We start from the raw sequence: 18,987 nt of genomic DNA, 5'->3' as shown, positions 1-18,987 counted from the left end.
CGCGGTACCACCCTCCTTGGACCGCGAGCGCGCCGCCGGGCGCGCGTCGGTAGGGTCCCACTTCGTTGCTCTGTGCCGGTTCTACTGGAGCCGCCCGCGCGGGCGGGCCCGTTCTTCCGGCGGTTCCGGGGTGATCTTCGCGCTGGTCGTGCCCCCGGGCTCGCACCGCCCCCGGGTCGCTTGGGCGGGCCAGGCCTTCTAGGCTGTGATCCGTCCGGTCGGGGCCAGCGCTACTCGTCCCCATCGACACCTGGAGCCAGGATAACGCAGCGCGGCGCTTCCGCCGCGCGTTCTTGTGACGGAGGGGGCCGCCGTGGCGGAGGACGTGAGGGGTGCGGTCCTCGTGACCCTGTCCGACCGGGACGACGCCGCGGAGCTGGCGGAGCAGCTCCTGGAGCAGGGCTACGAGCCGTGCCGCGTGCACCGGGACATGCTCGCGGGCGAGGACGACGCCGAGGACGCGGACTGGGTGATCGAGGTGCTGACCGGCCCCCACGGCGGGCCGGCCGTCTTCGACGAGCCCCACCTGGCCGCGCTGGCCGAGGACTACGGCGGTTTCGCGGCCGCGGAGTAGGGCCGGCCGCCCCCGCCGGGCCCAGAGGGACCGCCGGAGCGGCGCACCGTCCCGATCGTTGCCTTGCCCCGGGGGATTGCCTAGGCTTCGCGGCACCGATCACGGCACTGCCCGGGGGAGGACCCGCAGGTCGGCGAGGTCCGGGGTGTGCCGAACCGTTTGGGAGGGGAATGCGATGAAGGCCACCGAAGCCTCCATGCTGCCGGTCCTGCCGGGGGAGGACCCCTGGACCACGGAGGAGCTGACCGGGGTCCGGCGACGGCTGGAGGAGGAGATCGCGGTCGCGCGGCGGGAGATCCGTGAGGCGGAGGACGCGCTCGCCGACCGGCTCACCGACCCGGTGGACGGCGCCGGGGACGACCCCGCGGACGCCGGTGCGAAGACCTTCCAGCGCGAACATGATCTGGCGTTGGCCTACAATACTCGTGACCTGCTCTCCAAGAGCGAGCGGGCGATCGAACGGATGGACGCGGGAACCTACGGGGTCTGTGAGTCATGCAGCCTGGCCATCGGGAAGGCGCGACTTGAGGCCTTTCCGCGCGCCACCCTGTGCGTCACCTGCAAACAGCGCGAGGAGCGTCGCTGACTGAGGTAGAGCCCTCCGGGGACAGCAACATGACCACGTCCGACAAGACCGGCGCGCGCCCGCGCAGGTACCTTCTCCTGCTGCTGGTCGCAGCCGCCGCGATCGTCGCCGACTTCCTCACCAAGGAGTGGGTCCTGGCGACCTTCTCCCAGGGCGAGCGCGTCGACGTCGTCGGCAGCCTCCTCCAGTTCACGCTGGTGTACAACACCGGTGCCGCGTTCTCCATGGGCACCGACTTCACCTGGGTGTTCACCTGCATCGCCAGCCTCGTGGTCATCGCCATCGGGTACATGGGCCTGCGGGTCCGCAGCGTCTGGTGGGGCGTGACGCTCGGCCTGATGATGGGCGGCGCCGCGGGGAACCTCGTGGACCGGTACTTCCGGGAACCGGCGCCCTTCCACGGCGCGGTCGTCGACTTCATCAGCGTCGGGAACTTCCCGGTCTTCAACATCGCCGACTCGTGCGTGGTCGTCGGGGCGTGCCTGGTGGTGGCGCTGACCTTCAAGGGCCTCAACCTGGACGGCAGCGTCGTCGAGGAGGAGTCCGCGAAGAAGGACGACAAGGGTTCCGGGCCCGACCCGGACGAGACCACCGAAGGGAAGGGCCAGTGAGCGACACACGCAGCCTGCCCGTGCCCGACGGCCTGGAGGGCGACCGGCTCGACGCGGCCATCGCCCGCCTGTTCGGCCTGTCCCGCACACGGGCCGCCGAACTCATCCTCGACGGCAGCGTCCTGGTCGACGGGTCCGAGGCGGGAAAATCCGACCGGGTCCAGGCCGGGGCCTGGCTGGAGATCACCCTCCCGCCGCCGCCCACCGCGCCCGTGCCGCGCCCCGAGGCCGTCCCCGGCATGCGGATCGTGCACGAGGACACCGACATCATCGTGGTGGACAAGCCCGTCGGCGTGGTCGCCCACCCGACGGTCGGCTGGACCGGGCCCAGCGTGCTGGAGGGCCTGCTCGCCTCCGGCGTGCAGCTGGCGACCAGCGGCGCCGCCGAGCGCCAGGGCATCGTGCACCGGCTGGACGCCAACACCACCGGCCTCATGGTGGTCGCCAAGAGCGAGACCGCCTACAGCGTGCTCAAGCGGGCGTTCAAGGAGCGCACCGTGGACAAGCGCTACCACACGCTGGTGCAGGGGCACCCCGACCCGCTCCGCGGCACGGTGGACGCGCCCATCGACCGGCACCCCGCCGGCGACGGCCGCTGGGCCGTGGTCGCGGGCGGCCGTGCTTCGGTGACGCACTACGACACGCAGGAGGCCTTCCGGGCCGCCAGCCTCCTGGAGATCCGGCTGGAGACGGGCCGCACCCACCAGATCCGGGTGCACATGTCCGCGCTGCGCCACCCCTGCGTGGGAGACACGCTCTACGGGGCCGACCCCACCCTGGCCGAGCGGCTGGGCGTGCGCCGGCAGTGGCTGCACGCCGTCCGGCTGGGCTTCGAGCACCCCACCGAGCACCGCCCGGTGGAGTTCTCCAGCACCTACCCCGCCGACCTCGAAGCGGCGATCGACGCGCTCCGCGAGGACTGACGGCGCCCTTGCACGCGAAGGGGCGGCGGGCCCGGGCCCGCCGCCCCTTCGCGTGCGCTCAGGGCCCGGGCCGCGGCGGCGCGACGCGGCGGACGCGGACCACGCCCTGGCACAGGGCGGCCCCCAGCACGACGACCACCGCGCCCAGCGGCTGGTTCCAGGTCAGGGTCTCGCCCATGAGCACGATCCCGGCGGCGATCGCCACGACCGGCGCCACGTAGGTGACGGTCGTGGCCACGGTCGCCCCCGCCTCCCGGACGATCGCGTACTGGAGGATGTACGCCACCCCCGTGCCGAGTACGCCCAGGACGGCCACCGACGCCACCACCTGCCAGGTCACCCCCGTGGGCGCCTCGGTGAGGAACGGGACGAGCAGCGCCAGGGGGAGGGAGCCGAGGAGCAGCTGGAGCGAGCTCAGCTCCAGGGCGCCGTGGGAGCTGCCCGCGACGAAGCGGCGCAGATAGGGGGTGCCGACGCCGTAGCAGGCCGTCGCGCCCACGACGAACAGCATGCCGACGACGGCGTCGCGGTCGCCGGCGGCCACCTCGCCCAGCGTGTTCCACACCCCGAAGACGGTGAGCACGCCGAGGAAGCCGACCCCGAGCCCGAGGACCCTGTCCCGGTCGGGGCGCTCGTCCGAGAGCAGCACCATCGAGAACACCACGCCGAACAGGGGCGTCGCGGCGTTCACGATCCCCATCAGGGCGGAGGGGATGAGCTGCGCGGCGTACCCGAAGAGGGTGAAGGGGACCGTGTTGAGCAGCAGTGCCGCCACGAACATGTGGCCCACCAGGCGCGGAGAGGTGGGGAGGCGCCCTCCTCGCAGCAGTACGAGCGCCAGCAGGGGGAGCGCGCCCGCGACCATGCGGCCGAGCGCGAGCTGCGCGGGGGACAGCGCGCTCGCCCCGACCTTGATGAAGACGAAGCTCATACCCCAGATCAGGGCGAGGAGCGCGAACTTGGCGCGCCAGTCGGAGAGCGGGTGCGGCGGGGTGCCGGACGTGGTCGCGGCGGAGGGGACGGCGGTCATGGGATGTTTCTATCCTGCACCGACGCATTAGGACTACTTCGTATTTCTTAAGGTGAAGGTTAGGCTTGCTTACATGCTCAGCGTCGACCGTCTCCGGGTCCTCCACACCATCGCGACGCACGGCTCCCTCACCGCCGCCGCCGAGGCCCTCCACGTCACCAACTCCGCCGTCTCCCAGCAGCTCACCAAGCTCGAACGCGAGGTGGGCCAGCCCCTCGTCGAACGCAACGGCCGGGGCGTACGCCTCACCGACGCGGCCGAGCTCCTGGTCGAGCACACCGCGAAGATCCTCTCCCTGGTCCACCGGGCCGAGGCGGACCTAGAGGCGCACCGCGACGACGTCACGGGCCACCTGCGCCTGAGCGCCACACCCACGGCCGTCCGGGGGCTCCTGCCCCACGCGCTCACCTCCCTGCGCGAGGCGCACCCGGGCCTCCAGGTGGAGCTCCACGAGGAGGAGCCCCACGAGAGCGTGCCCTCGATGGCCCGGGGCGACGCCGACCTCGCCATGGTCATCGACTGGGTCGGCTCCCCGCTGGCCCTGCCCGCGGGGATGAGCCGGGCGCCGCTGCTGGAGGACGTCGGCGACATCGCCCTGCCCGCCGACCACCCCCTCGCCCACCGCGAGCTCCTCGAACCGGAGGAGATCCTCGACCTGCCCTGGATCAGCTGGTCGCGCGGGTCGATCTGCGACGACTGGCTCCACGGCATGATCCGGGCGCGCGGAGGCGAGCCCCGCGTCATCCACAATGTCGAGGAGCACCAGACCAAGCTGGCGCTCATCGCCGCCGGGATCGGAGCCGCCGTCATGCCCCGGCTGGGCCGGGGCCCCCTGCCGGACGGGGTGCGGGTGGTGCCGGTACAGCCCGCGCTGGTCCGGCAGGTGTACGCGTTCTGGCGCACCGACGCCTCGCGCCGCCCCGCGATCCGGGCCGCCGTCCGCGCCCTGCGTGAGGCCGCGGCCGCCTACGCGGACTGAGGCCGGGGCCCGGGCGGCACGCGGACCGGCCGCCCCGCCGCGCGGACGCGCCGCGCGGCGGGGAGCCCGCTACCGGTCCCCGCCCAACAGGCCGGACAGGGTCGCGGACGGGCTGATCACCTCCGGGTCGGTCCGGACGTCGACCAGTGTCGGAAGGTCCGCGCCGACCGCCTCGGCCAGCGCCTTCTCCAGTTCCTCACGGGTGTGGGCGGTCGCACCCCGGGCCCCCAGGGACCGCGCGTACCCGGCCAGGTCGAGCGGGCCGCTGATCCGCGTCCCCGCGATGCGCCCCAGTTCCCTGGCCTGGTGCATGGCGATCGTCCCGTAGAGCCCGTTCTGGAACACCACCACGGTCACCGCCGCGCCCTCCCGCACCGCGGTCTCCAGCTCCTGGCCGGTCATCAGCGCGCCTCCGTCGCCGGCCACGGCCACCACGGTCCGGTCGGGAGCGGCGATCTTGGCCGCCACCGCCGCCGGCACGGCGTAGCCCATGGCCCCGCTGGTGGGCGCCAACTGGGTGGAGGGGTGCCGGAACCACCAGCCCCGGTGCAGGAACGTCGCGAAGTTGCCCGCGTCGTTCGTGACCAGGGCGTCCTCGGGCAGGGCCGCGCGCATGGCCGAGACCACCGCCCACGGGTGCAGGCCCCGGCCCGCGTGGTCCCCGGCGTGGGCGGGCGGGACCGTGCTGTCCACCCACCTCCGGCGGGCCGCGCTCCAGTCGCGGTAGGGGGCCTGCACGGGGGCCCCGGCCAGCTCGCGCAGCGCCTCGCGAGCGTCGGCCACCGCACCGAACCACAGGTCGGCGGTGGCGCCCACCTGGCCGGGGTCGATGTCGATCTGCGCGACCCGTGCCCTCGCCGGGTCGGGCAGCCGGTACCCCTGCGTGGTGGTCTCGCTCATCCGGCACCCGACCACCAGCACCGCGTCCGCCTCCGTCAGGGCGTTGAGCACGGGCTTGGGGCAGCCCAGGCCCAGGTGGCCGAGGTAGAGCGGGTGGTCGTTGGGGAACACGTCCTGGCGCCGCCACGAGGCGTACACCCCGGCGCCGAAGCGCTCGGCCACCCGGACCAGGTCCTCCCGGGCCGCGCGTGCGCCCCCGCCCGCGACGATCACCGGGCGGACCGCCCTGGTCAGCCACGCGGCCAGCCGGTCACGGGCCTCCTCCCCCAGGGGAGGGCGGGGGACCACGTGCGGGCGCGGCGGGTCCTGCGGTCCCACCCGTCGGCCGAACAGGTCGCCGGGCACCGCGATCGCCACCGGCCCCGGACGGCCCGTGGTGGCGACGCGGACCGCCCTGGCGGTCACCTCCGCGAGCCGGTCGGCCCTGTGCACGGTGGTCGACCACTTGGTGATGGGGGCGTAGAACGCGGTGAGGTCCACCTCCTGGAAGGCCTCCCGGCCCAGCCGGTCGGTCTCCGCCTGCCCCAGGAACACGATCATCGGCGTGGAGTCCTGCATCGCGGTGTGCACGCCCACCGCCAGGTTGGACGCCCCGGGCCCCCGGGTGGCCGCGGCCACGGCCGGTGTCCCGGTCAGCTTGGCCTCGGCCTCCGCCATGAACCCGGCGCCGTTCTCGTGCCGGGTCGACACCAGCCGCATCAGGGGATGCCGGTCGACGGCGTCGGCGAGTTCGAGGAAGCTCTCCCCGGGGACGGTGTAGCACCGTCTGATCCCGGCGGAGGCGAGGACCTCCACCACCGCGTGGGCGGCGGTGTCGGTGGGTGGAGGGGTGCGGTCGGCGGCTGTGGCCATGGGGGTGGGATCCCTTCCATCGTCGCAAGGTCCACTCGGCGCGCCCGGGATCGGCCGGGCGCATGCGGCCGACTCTGACAGGCGGTCACGGGACGGTCAAGGACGGGCGCGGAGGCGGGAGGCGGTGGTGCGCGCCTGTTCCGACGGTGGCGGAAGGGCCGGACGCGGAGCGGTGGGCGGGCCGGGCCACGGCGAGGGGGCGGCGGAGGCCGGGCCGGGGAGCGCTCCCCGGCCCGGCGTGTCAGAGCCCCAGCGCGCGCAGGCCGGCCGTGACGGCCGCGGCCGCGACGATCACGACGAGGAACGGCGCCCTCAGGACGAGGGCGAGGACGGCGGCGCCCAGACCGCCCATCCGCGCGGTGTCCCAGGCCAGGGACTGGCCCTCGCCGCGGAGCGCCTCCACCGCGATCAGCGCGGCCAGCAGGGCGATGGGGACGGCGGTCGCGAACCGCCGCAGCCACGGGTCGTCGAGGAGCCGCCGCGGAGCGGCCAGACCCGCGTACTTGAGCAGGTAGCAGCCGGCGGCGGTGGCGACGAGGGCGATCCACAGGGTCATGGCCGGGCCTCCCGCGAGGTGGTCCCCGAGCCGGACGGGGACTGCGCGACCGTCGGGGCGGGCGGGTCGGCGGAAGGGCCCGCGAGCGCGATCAGCGCGGCCGAGGCGGCCAGCAGCACCGGCACCCCGGCGGGAAGCAGCGGGGTGGCGGCCAGGGCCAGTCCGGCTCCGGCTCCGGCGATCAGCCAGGTCCGGGCCCCGCCCTCGCGGAGACGGGGCCACAGCAGAGCGAGGAAGATCGCCGGGCCCACCGCGTCGAGGCCGAACGCGCCGATGTCGCTCACGCGCTCCGTCGCCAGCGCCCCCACCAGGGTGGTCGCCACCCAGAAGGAGCCCAGCACCGCGTAGGTCGTGACGAACGCGGTGCGCGCGGACTCCCGGTCCGGCTGGACCAGTGTGACCGCGGTGGTCTCGTCGATCACCCCGTGCGCGGCCAGGGCGCGGCGCGCGCCCCGCCATCCGAGGACGTCGGCCAGCCGCAGACCGTACAGCGTGTTGCGGGCGCCGAGGAGCAGTGCGCCCGCCGCCCCGGCGACCAGGCTTCCGCCGCCCGCGACCACGCCGACCAGGGCGAACTGCGAGGCTCCCGTGAACATGAACAGGCTCATGAACACGGACTGGGCCGGTGAGAGGCCCGCGGCCACCGCCGCGGTCCCGAAAGCGAGACCGGCGGCGCCCACGGCCACGCCGATCCCCATGCTGTCGCGTACCGCCGCCGAGCGGAGGTGCGAACGGAGAGAGAAGGATTTCACGGCGCCCACGCTAGGGGGGCGGGCGCGCGCCGTCTTGAACGTTCTTGCCCGGGAGGCGCGCCCCCGCGGTCGCGGGCCGCGGGCCGCGACCCGCGCGGCGCCGGGGAGGGCGCGGAGGGGCTACGGGAGGCACGCGGGCGTCGGCGTTCTGCCCCTGCCGGGCGGCGGCCCGGGGCGCGGACGGAGGGGCGGGCCGGGTCCTCCGCCCTCCGGAGGCGGGCGGCGCGGGCGGGGCCTCGGGTCAGGGGGTGAGCAGGGCGCGCTGGTAGGCGCCGGGCGGCACGCCCAGGTGGCGCTTGAAGTGGCGCGTCAGGTGGGCCTGGTCGGCGAAACCGACCTCGGTCGCCACCTCGGCCGCCCGGCGGCCGGCGAGGAGGAGCTGTCTGGCCCGGTCCACCCGCACCTGGTTGAGGTAGGCGTGCGGGGGCAGCCCGTACGCGGCCCGGAAGGCGCGGGACAGGGCGAACGGCCCGATCCCCAGCCGGGCGGCGAGCTCGTCCAGGGTCGGCGGGTCGAGCAGGTGTGAGGAGAGGACCTCCCTGGCCCGCGCCACCTCGGGGCGCGCGGCGTGCGGGGCGGGATCGGCGGCCCGCTCCCGGCCGTGGGAGCGCAGCAGCATGCCCAGGCCCCGCCGCGCGAGGGCCGAGGACGTCAGGCGGTCGCCGTGCTCGGCGGCCACGTGGGCGGAGGCCAGGACACGGGCGGCCTCGGGCGCGTGGATGTCCGACTCCGTGAACCAGGGGGTGCCGCGCATCCCCAGTTCGCGGGCGATGTCCTCCACGACCTCGGGGGACGGGTAGAACACCCGGTACCCCCAGCCCTCGGGGACGCCGGCGTGGCCGGTGTGCACCTCCCCGGGGCCGACCACCGCCAGGCCGCCGGGGCCCACGCGGGCCTTGCCGCGCGAGTGGGAGTACTCCTCGATGCCGCCGGTGATCACGCCGATGGTGTAGGTGGGGTGGGTGTGCCGGGTGAACGAGGTGGTGACGAAGCGCGCGGTGAGGAGTTCGGTGCCGGGCAGTCCGGAGAAGCGCCAGTAGCGCGCGCTCTCCGTGCCCGGGTCGTCCACGCCGGGGTGTGTGGTGCTGGGCATGCCCATACCCACAGGTTAGGGGGCCTCCCCGCGGGGCGGGCCGTGCCCGGGGCTAACCTTCGGGGATGACTACGACCGAGATCCGACTGGCACGGGACGAGCGCGACCGTGCCGCCGTGTTCGTCATCCGGGGCGCCGTGTTCGTCTCCGAGCAGCAGGTCCCCGTCGAGGAGGAGTGGGACGAGCGCGACACCGCCGCCGTCCACCTCCTCGCGCTGACCGACGGGGTCCCCGTCGGCACCGTCAGGCTGGTGGACCAGGGCGACGGCGCGGGCCTCCTGGGGAGGCTGGCCGTGCTGCCCAAGGGGCGGGGGAACGGAACCGGGGCCGCCCTGGTCAGGGCGGTGGAGGAGCGGGCGCGCGAACGCGGGCTCGCCCGGGTGGAGCTGCACGCGCAGACCCACGCGCTGGGCTTCTACGCGCGGCTCGGCTACACGGCCCACGGCGACGAGTTCCTGGACGCCGGGATCCCCCACCTGCACATGGTGCGCGACCTGGCCTGACGCCGCGACCGTGCTCCCCGTCCCGGTGCGGTGTGACGGGGAGCGCACGGCCGGACGGGGTGCGGCCGGAATACTACCGAGTAGGATTCGGTTCGACATCGGTGCCCCCACCACCCGTGCCCACACCGACCCGACGAGGAATACATGACGGTCAACACGCAGCCGGCGATCGAGCGGCCGGACCCCCGGGCCTTCGGCCTCCCCGTGGTCGAGCAGGCCGAGATCCCCTCCGAGCTGCGCTCCCTGGTGGCGCGTGTCCACGACCTCATCGACGCCGTCGCCAACACCGAGGCCGACGGCGCCACCCTCGCCGAGGCCGCGGCGACCGTGGAGGGCCTCACCGGCAGGCTCAACGTGGCCCGCAGACAGATCGGCACCATGGTCCTGCGCGAGCTGCCCGGCGGCGACACCGAGTACGGGACCATCACCAACGTGGTGTCCGGTGACACCAACCCCGCGGCCCCGCCGCTGTTCCTGGACGTGACCGAGGAGGGGGTGCGCGGCGAGGTCACCCTCAACACCGTCTACCAGGGCCCGCCCGGACTCGTCCACGGCGGCTGGATCGCCGCCATGCTGGACCAGGCCGTCGGCTCCGCCTCCTCCCTCGCGACCTCGCCCGGCCTCACCGCCAGGCTGGAGGTCGACTACCGCAAGCCCACGCCGCTCTTCACGCCCCTGGAGGTCGTCGCGCGGGTGACCGGCACCGAGCGGCGCAAGGTGTACGTCACCGGGGAGATCCGCGTCAACGGCGAGGTCACGGCCGAGGCGACCGCCCTCATGGTGCGCGTCGAGGTGCCCTGACCGGCACGCGGGACACGGCCCCGGGGGCGGTCCGTACCCCGGTACGGGCCGCCCCCGCCCGTGCGAGGGGCGGACGCGGTAGGATGGCGCCCGTGACCCACCGCACGTGCGTGTTTAGCAGGCCGACGAGCCCGTCGGCCGCTTCCACGTAGGCGGAACAGGGAACGTCGGCAGCAGAGCACCCGGGCGGGAGCCCCGGTGCTCTTCCGTTTTCCAGGCGGCCGACGCCCCAGCACGTGTCACGCCCGTTCCCGCGGGACGTACGGCCGCACCGCACCCGCGTCCGTGGACGCGTCCCGTCGGAGGCCACCGTGAACCACCCGTCCGCCATCCCCGAGCCCGCGCCCGGCGTCCCCCCGGCCGCGCCGGAGGAGCAGATCGCCCTGTTGCGCGGGCGCATCGACCGCCTGGACGCCGAGCTGGCCGCGCTCCTCGAACGGCGGGCGCTGGTCGCCGCCCAGGTGCAGAGGCTCAAGCCGGTCGGGTACTTCGCCGGCCGCGACGCCGACCGCGAGCGGGCGCTGGTCGAGCGGATGGCCCGCCACGCCCCGCGCCTGGGCCCCGGCCGGATCGCCGAGATCATGGACAGCGTCATCAGCGCCGGGCTCTCCGCGGCCGAGGAGGAGGCGGGAGCCCGGAGGGCGGGCCCGGCCCGGGCGTGAGCGGGCGGGTCGCCGCCCCGGACGCCCGCGCCCGGGACGGCGGCTCAGGGGCGGACCAGGTCCACCCAGACCAGGCGGTGGTCGGAGCTCGGGAACGGGTAGTCGCCCGTCAGGCGGAAGAGGCTGTCGTCCACGGTCGGCCAGAACACCCCCGACCCGCGGACCGGGACGATCCGTGAGGGCAGCACGTAGTCCACGCGCAGGTTCCCCGGCCCCGGCTCGTCCGTGAAGTCGGCGCTGTCGAGGCCCGGGTCGCCCGCGTGGCCCTCGTTCGCGCCGCCCTGGCGCTGGGCGGCGCCCCTGCCGCCCTGGCTGGAGGGGCGGGGGTCGGTGATCCCCGGGTGCTCCAGGAGGCGTGCGATCGCGCCGGGGTGGCCGTCCCCGTCGTGGGGATCGGCGTTCAGGTCGCCCGCGATGACGAAGGGTGCGCCGACCGGAAGGCCTCCCCTCCGGCCCTCGTCGTCGTAGATGTAGGAGCCCGCGCGCGGGGTGACGTAGTCGGCCCAGAAGCGGATCTCGTCGTGGTTGCGCAGGACGTTGCGCCTCTCGGGCCCGTCGAAGGCCGGCGGCGTGGGGTGGCTGGCCAGGAGGTGGATCGGGCGCCCCCTCCCCGTGTCGACCGGGATGTCCCAGTGGCTCTTGGAGGAGAGGCGGAGGACCTCCAGCGCCTCGTCGGAGTAGTACGGTCCGCCGGTCGCGGGGTCGGCGGGCAGCAGCGCGTCCGGCATGTCCGCCCAGCGGAAGGTCTGGAAGGTGCGCACCCGCTCGGTGACGATCGGGTACATCGAGTACACGACCATCCCGTACTGGCCGGGGAAGGCGCCGTAGCCGAGCGCGTCCTCGGCGTAGCCGGGGGTTCCGGGCTCCGTCACCGCCCGGCCGTCCCCGTCGAGGTCCGCGCCCGAGGGCACGCCCGTGTTGACCGGGGCGGTGTACACGTACGGGTAGTCGATGGCCTCGGCGTCGTTCTGGCCGACGGAGAGGTAGTTGTCCTGGAACAGGCGGGCGCCCTCGCCCTCCTCGTCGTGGTCGAACTCGTTGACGAGGAGCACGTCGGGCCGTACGTGCTGGATGATCTCCGCGACGTTGCGGGCCTGCTCGCTGTCCGGGGTGGCGAGCTCGGCCGCGAGGGCCCCCTGCCCGGGGCGCTCGAGGGCGGTGTTGAACGTCGCGAACCGGACCTGGTGCGGGCCGGGAGGTCCGGGGACGGACGGCGACTCCGCAGCCGAGGCGGGTGCCGCCACCAGGGCCGACGCCGCGAGGACGAGCGTGGCGGTGGAGGCCACGCGGCGTCGGGCCGGGCCGGTCGGGGCCCCGGGCCGGGGGGCGCGGTTCACGGACGGGAGCATGGAGGCATCCTCTCACCGGGGGAACGGGGGGCGGTGCCGCCACCCCGACCGCGGGAGGGTAACAGGCCGGGGTGAACCGGAGGCGGACCCGGGCGGTCCACCGGGCGCGGGTGGCGCGGGTGGCGCGGGTGGCGCGGGTGGCGCGGGTGGCGCGGGTGGCGCGGGTGGCGCGGGCCCTGGGCCCCGGCACCCGGAAAAGCGCTTGGCCGCAGGGCCGGCGGTTGGTTCCATGGGGCCATGGACCAGATCGAACCCGTCCGCCCCTTCCGCTGGAACGTGGCGGGCGGCGACCGGCTGGGGTCCCTCGTCGGAGACGGGTCCGAGGAGTGCGACCCCGGTTACGTCGCCGAACTCACCGAGTGCGCGGCGAAGGTCGTCGCGCGCAGCGCCGACGGAGACCTGTTCTTCGTCGGCCGCTCTCCCGACAGCCTGTACGACCTGCTGGGCGGGGTCCTCGCGGGGACGGCCGACGCCGAGCGCCTGCACCGCCTGCCGCTGTCCCTCTACGGGTACGAGGGGCGGGCGACCACTCCGCAGGAGCGGCGGCAGCTGCGCGTCAACCTGGCCGACGCGGGGCTGTCCCCGGTGGGGCTGGCGGGCCGCAGGCGACCCGTGGTCCTCGTCGACCTGGTCGCCGCGGGCTCCACCTTCGGGAACCTCCACCGGGAGCTGCGGGACTGGATCGACGACGAGCGCGCCGCCTGGAACGTGATCCGGACGAAGGTCCGCTACCTGGGGGTCACCGCCAGGGGGAGGACGAGCCCGAAGACCTGGCGCTGGCAGCAGCACGCCGACTGGGTGGGCGAGCTCCCGGCCCGCGCGGTGCGCAACGTGTCCGTCCCCGGTTGGCTGTGGTGCTATCTGGGCAACAGCCAGCCCAAGGTCGAGCACTCCTTCCGGCGCCACCGCTGGGCGGACCCGGGTGTGACCGTGCCCCGGCGCGACGAGGAGGCCCGCGCGGCCCTGAACGGCGCGGTCGTCCTGCACGGGTACGGGCGCACCCCCGAGGCCAGGGAACGCTTCCGCCGGGTCCTGGCGGGCGAGCCCGGCTTCCGGGAGCCCTGGCTGCGCGCCCTCGCCGGCCGTGTCCGCGCCGCCTGAGCACCGCCCGGCCCCGATCCCGGGCGAACCCGTCCTCTTGCGTCTCGGCCCGGGGTCGGGGCGCCGAAGCGGGCGGCCGTCCCGATCCGCCGGGGCCGGGCGGCCGGACACCACGGGGAGCGGTGGGCCCCGCCGCCCCCGGAGCGGCGCCGTGATCCGGGACGCGGGCCTACGGGCCGCCGTGGTCGTGCCCTGGCCGACCGTGAGCGGAGGGGGAGGAGCGTGGACCCGGTGACCGGGGCCGGTGGAATGCCTCAACCGATGGCGGTCGCGAAACTACGCTGGGAGAGTCGGCCGCGACGGTCGGCACCTCTCGTCACTCCCCGCGCCTGCCGGAGCGTTCGCCATGACCGACCTGCACCTTGTCCCGGAAGAGGGAGCCGAGCCCGGGCCGCGTGCGGCTTCGCCGGCGCTGAGGTACTACGCCACCGAACTCAAGCGGCACCGTGAGGCCGCCGGGTTGACCCAGGCCCAGCTGGCCGACCTCATCCCGTACTCGAAGTCCATGGTCTCCATGGTCGAGACGGCCAAGCGGTCGCCGTTGGATGCCCGAGAGGGCGGCACGGTCACGTCCAAGTTCACGGAGTACTGCGACGGGGCGCTGAAGACCGGTGGTGCCCTGCAACGGATACTGCCCCTTCTCGAGGACACGGGTGGCCCGTACCCTCCGTGGTTCAGGCCCTACGCCAACCTGGAGGCCGAGGCCACAGCCATCCACGAGTACCAGACGCAGGCCGTCCCGGGCCTTCTCCAGACAGCGGAGTACGCCCGCGCCGTGCTGGGCTGCGGGACCCCTCCCATCGGAGCGGACGAGGTCGAGGAACAGGTAGCGGCACGAATCCGACGGCAAGGGGTCTTCGGACGGAAACAGCCGCCGTTCATGTGGGTGGTGGTGGACGAGATCGTCCTCCGGAGGCCCATCGGCGGACGGGACGTGCTGCGACGGCAGTTGGAACATCTGATCGAGGTCGCGCAGCGGCCGTATGTCACGTTCGTGGTCGTGCCCAGCGGAGTGGAGGAGCACGCGGCGCTGGACGGCTCGTTCAGCATCCTCACGTTCGCCGAGGACGCACCCCTGCTCTACGTGGAAGGGCGGCGCACAGCGGCGATGACGAACCTGAAACAGGATGTCACGCCGGTCCTCCAGAGCTTCATGACCCTGTGTGCCCAGGGGCTGTCCCCACGGGAGACCCGGGGACTGCTCGCTGGCATCATGGGAGGACTATGACTGAGATGTGCAACTCGGACGGGCATCGGCGGCGCGAGTCCGGCCACAGCGTTGACCAGGTCCGCGACCGTACGGCTCCGGCCCCGCAGTGGCGGAAGTCCTCGTACAGCGGCAGCCAGGGGGGCAATTGCGTGGAGGTGTCCGAGGCCGGACACCGCATGCGTCTGCGCGACTCCGAGAACCCCGGGCTGGGCCACTTCTCCTTCGGAGCAGAGGCGTGGAACGCCTTTCTCAGGACTGCCGGGCGGGACTGACTCCTTCCGGTGCCTCGGTGTGCGGCCCGGAGTGGCGGGCCCGGCCACAGGCATCCTGTGGGCGGGCGACCGAAATGCCGTCAAGCCCTGTGCCCGACTGTGACCGCGCCCCTCTCATTGTGAGCCGGGTGTCGGTGTCCGGCCGTGGGTGCGGGGGCATCGTCTCGATAACCACGCAGGCTGTGGCCGAGCGGTTGCCGGTGACGAGCTGAGGAGATGTCGGTGCGCGACTTGTACGAGCTGGATCTGAGCGAGCTGTCATGGGCGAAGCCCTGCGGAGGCAACAGCGACGACGACGGCGACGAGGAGTCGTGCGTTCTCTTCGCGGACACTTCCGGGGTGGTCGCCCTGCGGGACTCCAAGAACCCCGGAGCCGAGGCCCTGCGCTTCACCAAGGCGGAGATGGAGGCGTTCGTCCGCCACTACGCCCGTGAGAACGGCATCGTGATCTAGGGCACAGGGATTCGCCCGGCTCCGTGCCCGCAGGTGCGGAGCCCGGTCCGTCGTCCACAGGGGGCCACGAGCGTCGTGGGAAAGTCGTAGGCTCGGGAGATACCACCCGACCTACGACCCTCATGGGGGCACCCGAACCATGGCCGACTCCTTCACCCATCTGCACGTCCACACCGAGTACTCGATGCTGGACGGCGCCGCGAAGTTGAAGCCCCTGTTCAAGGAGGCGGCGCGGTTGGGGATGCCGGCGGTCGCCATGACCGACCACGGCAACATGTTCGGCGCCTACGAGTTCTACCAGCAGTCCAAGGGCACCGGTGTCAAGCCCATCATCGGCATCGAGGCGTACGTGGCCCCCGAGTCGCGGTTCCACAAGAAGCGCGTGTTCTGGGGGCGGTCCAACACCTCGGACGACGCTTCCTCCGAGGGGGCCAAGGACATCTCCGGCGGCGGCCGCTTCCTCCACATGACGATGCTGGCGCAGAACGAGACCGGGCTGCGCAACCTCTTCCGGATGTCCTCGCTGGCGTCCATGGAGGGCTACTACATGAAGCCCCGCATGGACCTGGAGCTCATGCAGGAGTACAACGAGGGCATCATCGTCTCCACGGGCTGCCCGTCGGGCGGCGTGCAGACGCGGCTGCGGCTGGGCCAGGAGAAGGAGGCCATCGAGTACGCGGCCGGGCTCCAGGACATCTTCGGCCGGGACAACGTCTTCCTGGAGCTGATGGACCACGGTGTGAGCATCGAGAAGGAGGTCCGCGACGGCCTCCTCAAGGTCGGCCGCGAGCTGAACATCCCGCCGCTGGTCACCAACGACTCCCACTACGTGTACGAGAACCAGGCGGCGGCGCACGACGCCCTGCTGGCGGTGGGCGTGGGCAAGAACCTGGACGACCCCACCCGGTTCCGGTTCAACGGCTCGGGCTACTACCTCAAGACCGCCGACGAGATGCGCGGCATCCTCGACTTCGACGAGTGGAAGCAGGGGTGCAAGAACACACTGCTCATCGCCGAGCGCATCGATCCCAACGCCTATGACGCCGTGTTCAAGCACCGGGACCTCATGCCGGTCTTCCCGGTGCCGGAGGGGGAGACCCAGGCCTCCTGGCTGGCCAAGGAGGTCCAGCGGCTGCTTCCGACGCGCTACCCGGACGGGGCCGGCGAGGAGGTCCAGAAGCGGGTCGAGTTCGAGTTGGAGATCATCAACGAGATGGGCTTCCCGGCCTACTTCCTCGTGGTCGCCGACATCTGCCAGTACGCGCGCAAGAGCAAGATCGCCCTGGGTCCGGGGCGCGGTTCGGCGGCCGGGTCCATGATCGCCTACGTCCTCGGCATCACCGACCTCGACCCGCTCGAGCACGGCCTGCTGTTCGAGCGGTTCCTCAACCCCGAGCGCGTGTCCATGCCCGATGTCGACCTGGACTTCGACGAGCGTCGGCGCGGCGAGATGATCGAGTACGTCACGCGGCTGTACGGCGAGGAGCGCGTCGCCCAGATCCTCACCTTCGGCACCATCAAGGCCAAGGCCGCGGTGAAGGACTCCACCCGCATCCTGGGCATGCCCTACTCGGTGGGCGACCAGATCACGAAGGCGTTCCCGGCCGCGGTCGGAGGCAAGGAGATTCCGCTCGACGCGGTGTTCAACACCGAGCACGAGCGTTACTCGGAGACGACCGAGCTCCGCAGCCTGGTCGACAACGACCCGCAGGTCAACAAGGTCATGGAGACCGCGCGGGGCATCGAGGGCCTGACCCGCGGCACCGGTGTGCACGCGGCGGGCGTCATCCTGTCCAAGGAACCCCTGCTCGACGTCATCCCGCTGCACAAGCGGGACAACGACGGGGCCATCATCACGGGCTTTCCCTATCCTCAGTGCGAGGACATGGGCCTGCTCAAGATGGACTTCCTGGGCCTGCGCAACCTGACGATCATGGACGACGCGGTCAAGAGCATCAAAGAGGCGGAAGGGGTCGACATCGACCTCATCAAGCTTCCGCTGGACGACAAGAAGACCTACCAGCTCCTCTCACGCGGCGACACCCTGGGCGTGTTCCAGCTGGACGGCGGCGCGATGCGCAACCTGCTCAAGCGGATGCAGCCGAAGAAGTTCGGTGACATCGCGGCGGTCAACGCCCTGTACCGGCCCGGCCCGATGGCCGCGAACGCGCACAACGACTACGCCGACCGGTCGAACGGGCGCCAGGAGGTCACCGCGATCCACCCGGAGTTGAAGGACGCCCTGGAGCCGATCCTCCAGGAGACCTTCCACCTGATCGTCTATCAGGAGCAGATCATGGCCATCGCCCAGCAGCTGGCCGGTTACACGCTGGGCGGCGCCGACCTCATGCGTCGCGCGATGGGCAAGAAGAAGAAGGAGGCTCTGGAGGAGGAGGAGGCCAAGTTCTTCCCCGGCGCCATGGAGAGGGGGTTCTCCAAGGAGGCCGTCCAGGCCCTGTGGGACGTCATGCTTCCCTTCGCCGGGTACGCGTTCAACAAGTCGCACGCCGCCGGCTACGCGCTGGTCTCCTACTGGACCGCCTACCTCAAGGCCAACTACCCGGCCGCCTACATGGCCGCGCTGCTGACCTCGGTCAGCGACGACAAGGACAAGATGGCGGTCTACCTGGCGGAGTGCCGGTCCCAGGGCATCAAGGTGCTCCCCCCGGACGTCAACGAGTCGGGTCTGCGCTTCACCCCGGTCGGCAAGGACATCCGCTTCGGCATGGGCGCGGTCCGCAACGTCGGCGCCAACGTGGTCAACTCCATCGTCAAGACCCGCACGGAGAAGGGCAAGTACACGTCCTTCACCGACTTCCTGGCCAAGATCGAGCTGGCGGCCTGCAACAAGAGGGTCATCGAGTCGCTGATCAAGGCGGGCGGGTTCGACTCGCTCGGCCAGCCGCGGCGCGAGCTGTACCGCCACCACGAGACCGCGGTCGACGGCATGATCAGCTCCAAGAAGCAGGAGGCGCACGGCCAGTTCGACCTGTTCGGCGGTGCGGAGGAGGGCGGCGACTCCACCCCCATCGGCCTCAACATCAACTGGGGGGACGAGGAGTGGGACCGCAAGACCAAGCTGGCGTTCGAGCGGGAGATGCTGGGCCTGTACGTGTCCAGCCACCCGCTGGCGGGGGCCGAGCGGGTCCTGGCGCGGTCGCGTGACACGTCCATCGCGCAGATCGTCGCGGGCGACCTGAGCCGCGAACGGGGTGAGGTGCGGATCTCCGGCCTGATCTCCAAGGTGGACAAGCGCACCAACAAGGCGGGCAACCAGTGGGCCATCGCCACGGTGGAGGACCTGGACGCCTCCATGGAGGTGCTGTTCTTCCCCAAGACCTACCCCCTCTACGTGGAGGCCCTGCTGGAGGACACGGCGGTCACGGTCAAGGGCCGCCTGAACGACCGGGACGGCACGTGGTCGATGTTCGCCTCGGAGATGTCGATCCTGGACATCTCGCACATCACCGAGGGCGAGCCGCCCGTGCTGCTGACCGTGGACGAGAAGCGCCTCACCCCGGAGCTGGTCGGTGACCTGCGCCAGGTCCTGGCCACGCACAAGGGGGAGACCCCGGTGCGGATCAGGGTGGACAACCCGGTCCGGTCGAGGATCTACGCGGTGGACCGCTTCTCGGTGCGGATCTCCCCGGAGTTCAACGGCGAGGTGAAGAGCCTGCTGGGGGCGTACGCGGTCGACTACTGACCCCGAACGACCAGGATCCCCGTGAGCCGCGCGGTGCGGCCCACGGGGATTCTTCTGTGTCCGGGGCTTGCCGGAGG

19 protein-coding genes are annotated in these 18,987 nt (G+C 72.8%); 13 read left to right on the top strand and 6 right to left on the bottom strand.

From position 1 onward, the window contains the following. Window positions 1-313: 313 nt before the first annotated feature. The 4 genes from ACIRPH_RS03050 (at window position 314) to ACIRPH_RS03035 (ending at window position 2,694) form a co-directional block, all read left to right on the top strand. On the top strand, window positions 314-574 hold the full coding sequence (locus tag ACIRPH_RS03050) for a hypothetical protein (RefSeq protein WP_402908562.1): 261 nt from the start codon (window positions 314-316) through the stop codon (window positions 572-574). 175 nt (window positions 575-749) lie between these two features. Continuing rightward, complete coding sequence (locus ACIRPH_RS03045) at window positions 750-1,160, top strand: TraR/DksA family transcriptional regulator (RefSeq protein WP_402908560.1); 411 nt, start codon at window positions 750-752, stop codon at window positions 1,158-1,160. Window positions 1,161-1,189: 29 nt separating this feature from the next. Next, window positions 1,190-1,771 (top strand): signal peptidase II, encoded by a 582-nt coding sequence (gene lspA / locus ACIRPH_RS03040; RefSeq protein ID WP_402908558.1) that lies wholly within the window; start codon window positions 1,190-1,192, stop codon window positions 1,769-1,771. Then, a complete protein-coding gene (locus ACIRPH_RS03035; protein WP_402908556.1) occupies window positions 1,768-2,694 on the top strand; it encodes an RluA family pseudouridine synthase in 927 nt (308 codons plus the stop codon). The genes lspA and ACIRPH_RS03035 overlap by 4 nt, the downstream gene beginning before the upstream one ends. Window positions 2,695-2,752: 58 nt before the next feature. Here ACIRPH_RS03035 and ACIRPH_RS03030 read toward each other — a convergent pair whose 3' ends face one another. Further along, a complete protein-coding gene (locus ACIRPH_RS03030; protein WP_402908554.1) occupies window positions 2,753-3,724 on the bottom strand; it encodes a DMT family transporter in 972 nt (323 codons plus the stop codon). A 73-nt stretch (window positions 3,725-3,797) separates the two neighbouring features. Between ACIRPH_RS03030 and ACIRPH_RS03025 the strand changes: the two genes are divergently transcribed. Further along, window positions 3,798-4,703, top strand: coding sequence for a LysR family transcriptional regulator (locus ACIRPH_RS03025; RefSeq protein WP_267945804.1), 906 nt, complete (start codon window positions 3,798-3,800; stop codon window positions 4,701-4,703). A 69-nt stretch (window positions 4,704-4,772) separates the two neighbouring features. Here the strand turns inward: ACIRPH_RS03025 and ACIRPH_RS03020 are convergent, their stop codons facing one another. The 4 genes from ACIRPH_RS03020 to ACIRPH_RS03005 form a co-directional block, all read right to left on the bottom strand. Next, the gene (locus ACIRPH_RS03020; RefSeq protein ID WP_402908551.1) at window positions 4,773-6,455 is read right to left on the bottom strand and encodes a thiamine pyrophosphate-dependent enzyme; all 1,683 of its coding nucleotides are present in this window, start codon (window positions 6,453-6,455) and stop codon (window positions 4,773-4,775) included. Between the two features lie 241 nt (window positions 6,456-6,696). Next, complete coding sequence (locus ACIRPH_RS03015; protein ID WP_402908549.1) at window positions 6,697-7,011, bottom strand: AzlD domain-containing protein; 315 nt, start codon at window positions 7,009-7,011, stop codon at window positions 6,697-6,699. Then, window positions 7,008-7,709, bottom strand: a complete 702-nt coding sequence (locus ACIRPH_RS03010) for an AzlC family ABC transporter permease (protein WP_402909491.1) — start codon at window positions 7,707-7,709, stop codon at window positions 7,008-7,010. Before ACIRPH_RS03010 ends, ACIRPH_RS03015 begins: the two co-directional genes overlap by 4 nt. 295 nt (window positions 7,710-8,004) lie before the next feature. Further along, window positions 8,005-8,862, bottom strand: a complete 858-nt coding sequence (locus ACIRPH_RS03005; RefSeq protein WP_402908547.1) for a helix-turn-helix domain-containing protein — start codon at window positions 8,860-8,862, stop codon at window positions 8,005-8,007. A 59-nt stretch (window positions 8,863-8,921) separates the two neighbouring features. Between ACIRPH_RS03005 and ACIRPH_RS03000 the strand changes: the two genes are divergently transcribed. From ACIRPH_RS03000 to ACIRPH_RS02990, 3 genes are all read left to right on the top strand, one after another. Further along, window positions 8,922-9,359 carry a GNAT family N-acetyltransferase gene (locus ACIRPH_RS03000; protein WP_402908545.1) on the top strand — a complete coding sequence of 146 codons (438 nt, stop codon included), beginning with the start codon at window positions 8,922-8,924 and terminating at the stop codon, window positions 9,357-9,359. A 144-nt stretch (window positions 9,360-9,503) separates the two neighbouring features. Beyond that, complete coding sequence (locus ACIRPH_RS02995; RefSeq protein ID WP_402908543.1) at window positions 9,504-10,160, top strand: PaaI family thioesterase; 657 nt, start codon at window positions 9,504-9,506, stop codon at window positions 10,158-10,160. 311 nt (window positions 10,161-10,471) lie between these two features. Continuing rightward, window positions 10,472-10,822, top strand: a complete 351-nt coding sequence (locus tag ACIRPH_RS02990) for a chorismate mutase (RefSeq protein WP_402908541.1) — start codon at window positions 10,472-10,474, stop codon at window positions 10,820-10,822. Window positions 10,823-10,866: 44 nt separating this feature from the next. Here the strand turns inward: ACIRPH_RS02990 and ACIRPH_RS02985 are convergent, their stop codons facing one another. Beyond that, a complete protein-coding gene (locus ACIRPH_RS02985; protein ID WP_402908539.1) occupies window positions 10,867-12,171 on the bottom strand; it encodes an endonuclease/exonuclease/phosphatase family protein in 1,305 nt (434 codons plus the stop codon). 237 nt (window positions 12,172-12,408) lie between these two features. Between ACIRPH_RS02985 and ACIRPH_RS02980 the strand changes: the two genes are divergently transcribed. The 5 genes from ACIRPH_RS02980 to dnaE all read left to right on the top strand — a co-directional run bounded on the left by ACIRPH_RS02980 (window position 12,409) and on the right by dnaE (window position 18,910). Then, the gene (locus ACIRPH_RS02980; RefSeq protein WP_402908537.1) at window positions 12,409-13,272 is read left to right on the top strand and encodes a hypothetical protein; all 864 of its coding nucleotides are present in this window, start codon (window positions 12,409-12,411) and stop codon (window positions 13,270-13,272) included. A gap of 346 nt (window positions 13,273-13,618) precedes the next feature. Then, complete coding sequence (locus tag ACIRPH_RS02975; RefSeq protein WP_402908535.1) at window positions 13,619-14,500, top strand: Scr1 family TA system antitoxin-like transcriptional regulator; 882 nt, start codon at window positions 13,619-13,621, stop codon at window positions 14,498-14,500. Continuing rightward, window positions 14,497-14,754: a DUF397 domain-containing protein gene (locus ACIRPH_RS02970; RefSeq protein ID WP_402908533.1), complete on the top strand. Its 258-nt coding sequence runs from the start codon at window positions 14,497-14,499 to the stop codon at window positions 14,752-14,754. Before ACIRPH_RS02975 ends, ACIRPH_RS02970 begins: the two co-directional genes overlap by 4 nt. Before the next feature lie 222 nt (window positions 14,755-14,976). Continuing rightward, complete coding sequence (locus ACIRPH_RS02965; protein ID WP_402908531.1) at window positions 14,977-15,207, top strand: DUF397 domain-containing protein; 231 nt, start codon at window positions 14,977-14,979, stop codon at window positions 15,205-15,207. A 139-nt stretch (window positions 15,208-15,346) separates the two neighbouring features. Then, complete coding sequence (gene dnaE, locus ACIRPH_RS02960; protein WP_402908529.1) at window positions 15,347-18,910, top strand: DNA polymerase III subunit alpha; 3,564 nt, start codon at window positions 15,347-15,349, stop codon at window positions 18,908-18,910. Window positions 18,911-18,987: the final 77 nt, after the last annotated feature.

Source organism: Nocardiopsis sp. NPDC101807 (genome assembly GCF_044766605.1).
GTDB lineage: Bacteria > Actinomycetota > Actinomycetes > Streptosporangiales > Streptosporangiaceae > Nocardiopsis > Nocardiopsis tropica.
This window is presented reverse-complemented; position numbering and strand designations above follow the sequence as displayed.

Bases quoted from the DNA above. Each gene is read 5' to 3' on its own strand.
- ACIRPH_RS03045 (WP_402908560.1), top strand. From the start codon at position 750: ATGAAGGCCACCGAAGCCTCCATGCTGCCGGTCCTGCCGGGGGAGGAC.
- lspA (WP_402908558.1), top strand. From the start codon at position 1,190: ATGACCACGTCCGACAAGACCGGCGCGCGCCCGCGCAGGTACCTTCTC.
- ACIRPH_RS03030 (WP_402908554.1), bottom strand. From the start codon at position 3,724: ATGACCGCCGTCCCCTCCGCCGCGACCACGTCCGGCACCCCGCCGCAC.
- ACIRPH_RS03025 (WP_267945804.1), top strand. From the start codon at position 3,798: ATGCTCAGCGTCGACCGTCTCCGGGTCCTCCACACCATCGCGACGCAC.
- ACIRPH_RS03020 (WP_402908551.1), bottom strand. From the start codon at position 6,455: ATGGCCACAGCCGCCGACCGCACCCCTCCACCCACCGACACCGCCGCC.
- ACIRPH_RS03015 (WP_402908549.1), bottom strand. From the start codon at position 7,011: ATGACCCTGTGGATCGCCCTCGTCGCCACCGCCGCCGGCTGCTACCTG.
- ACIRPH_RS03010 (WP_402909491.1), bottom strand. From the start codon at position 7,709: ATGGGGATCGGCGTGGCCGTGGGCGCCGCCGGTCTCGCTTTCGGGACC.
- ACIRPH_RS03005 (WP_402908547.1), bottom strand. From the start codon at position 8,862: ATGGGCATGCCCAGCACCACACACCCCGGCGTGGACGACCCGGGCACG.
- ACIRPH_RS03000 (WP_402908545.1), top strand. From the start codon at position 8,922: ATGACTACGACCGAGATCCGACTGGCACGGGACGAGCGCGACCGTGCC.
- ACIRPH_RS02995 (WP_402908543.1), top strand. From the start codon at position 9,504: ATGACGGTCAACACGCAGCCGGCGATCGAGCGGCCGGACCCCCGGGCC.
- ACIRPH_RS02985 (WP_402908539.1), bottom strand. From the start codon at position 12,171: ATGCTCCCGTCCGTGAACCGCGCCCCCCGGCCCGGGGCCCCGACCGGC.
- ACIRPH_RS02980 (WP_402908537.1), top strand. From the start codon at position 12,409: ATGGACCAGATCGAACCCGTCCGCCCCTTCCGCTGGAACGTGGCGGGC.
- ACIRPH_RS02975 (WP_402908535.1), top strand. From the start codon at position 13,619: ATGACCGACCTGCACCTTGTCCCGGAAGAGGGAGCCGAGCCCGGGCCG.
- ACIRPH_RS02970 (WP_402908533.1), top strand. From the start codon at position 14,497: ATGACTGAGATGTGCAACTCGGACGGGCATCGGCGGCGCGAGTCCGGC.
- dnaE (WP_402908529.1), top strand. From the start codon at position 15,347: ATGGCCGACTCCTTCACCCATCTGCACGTCCACACCGAGTACTCGATG.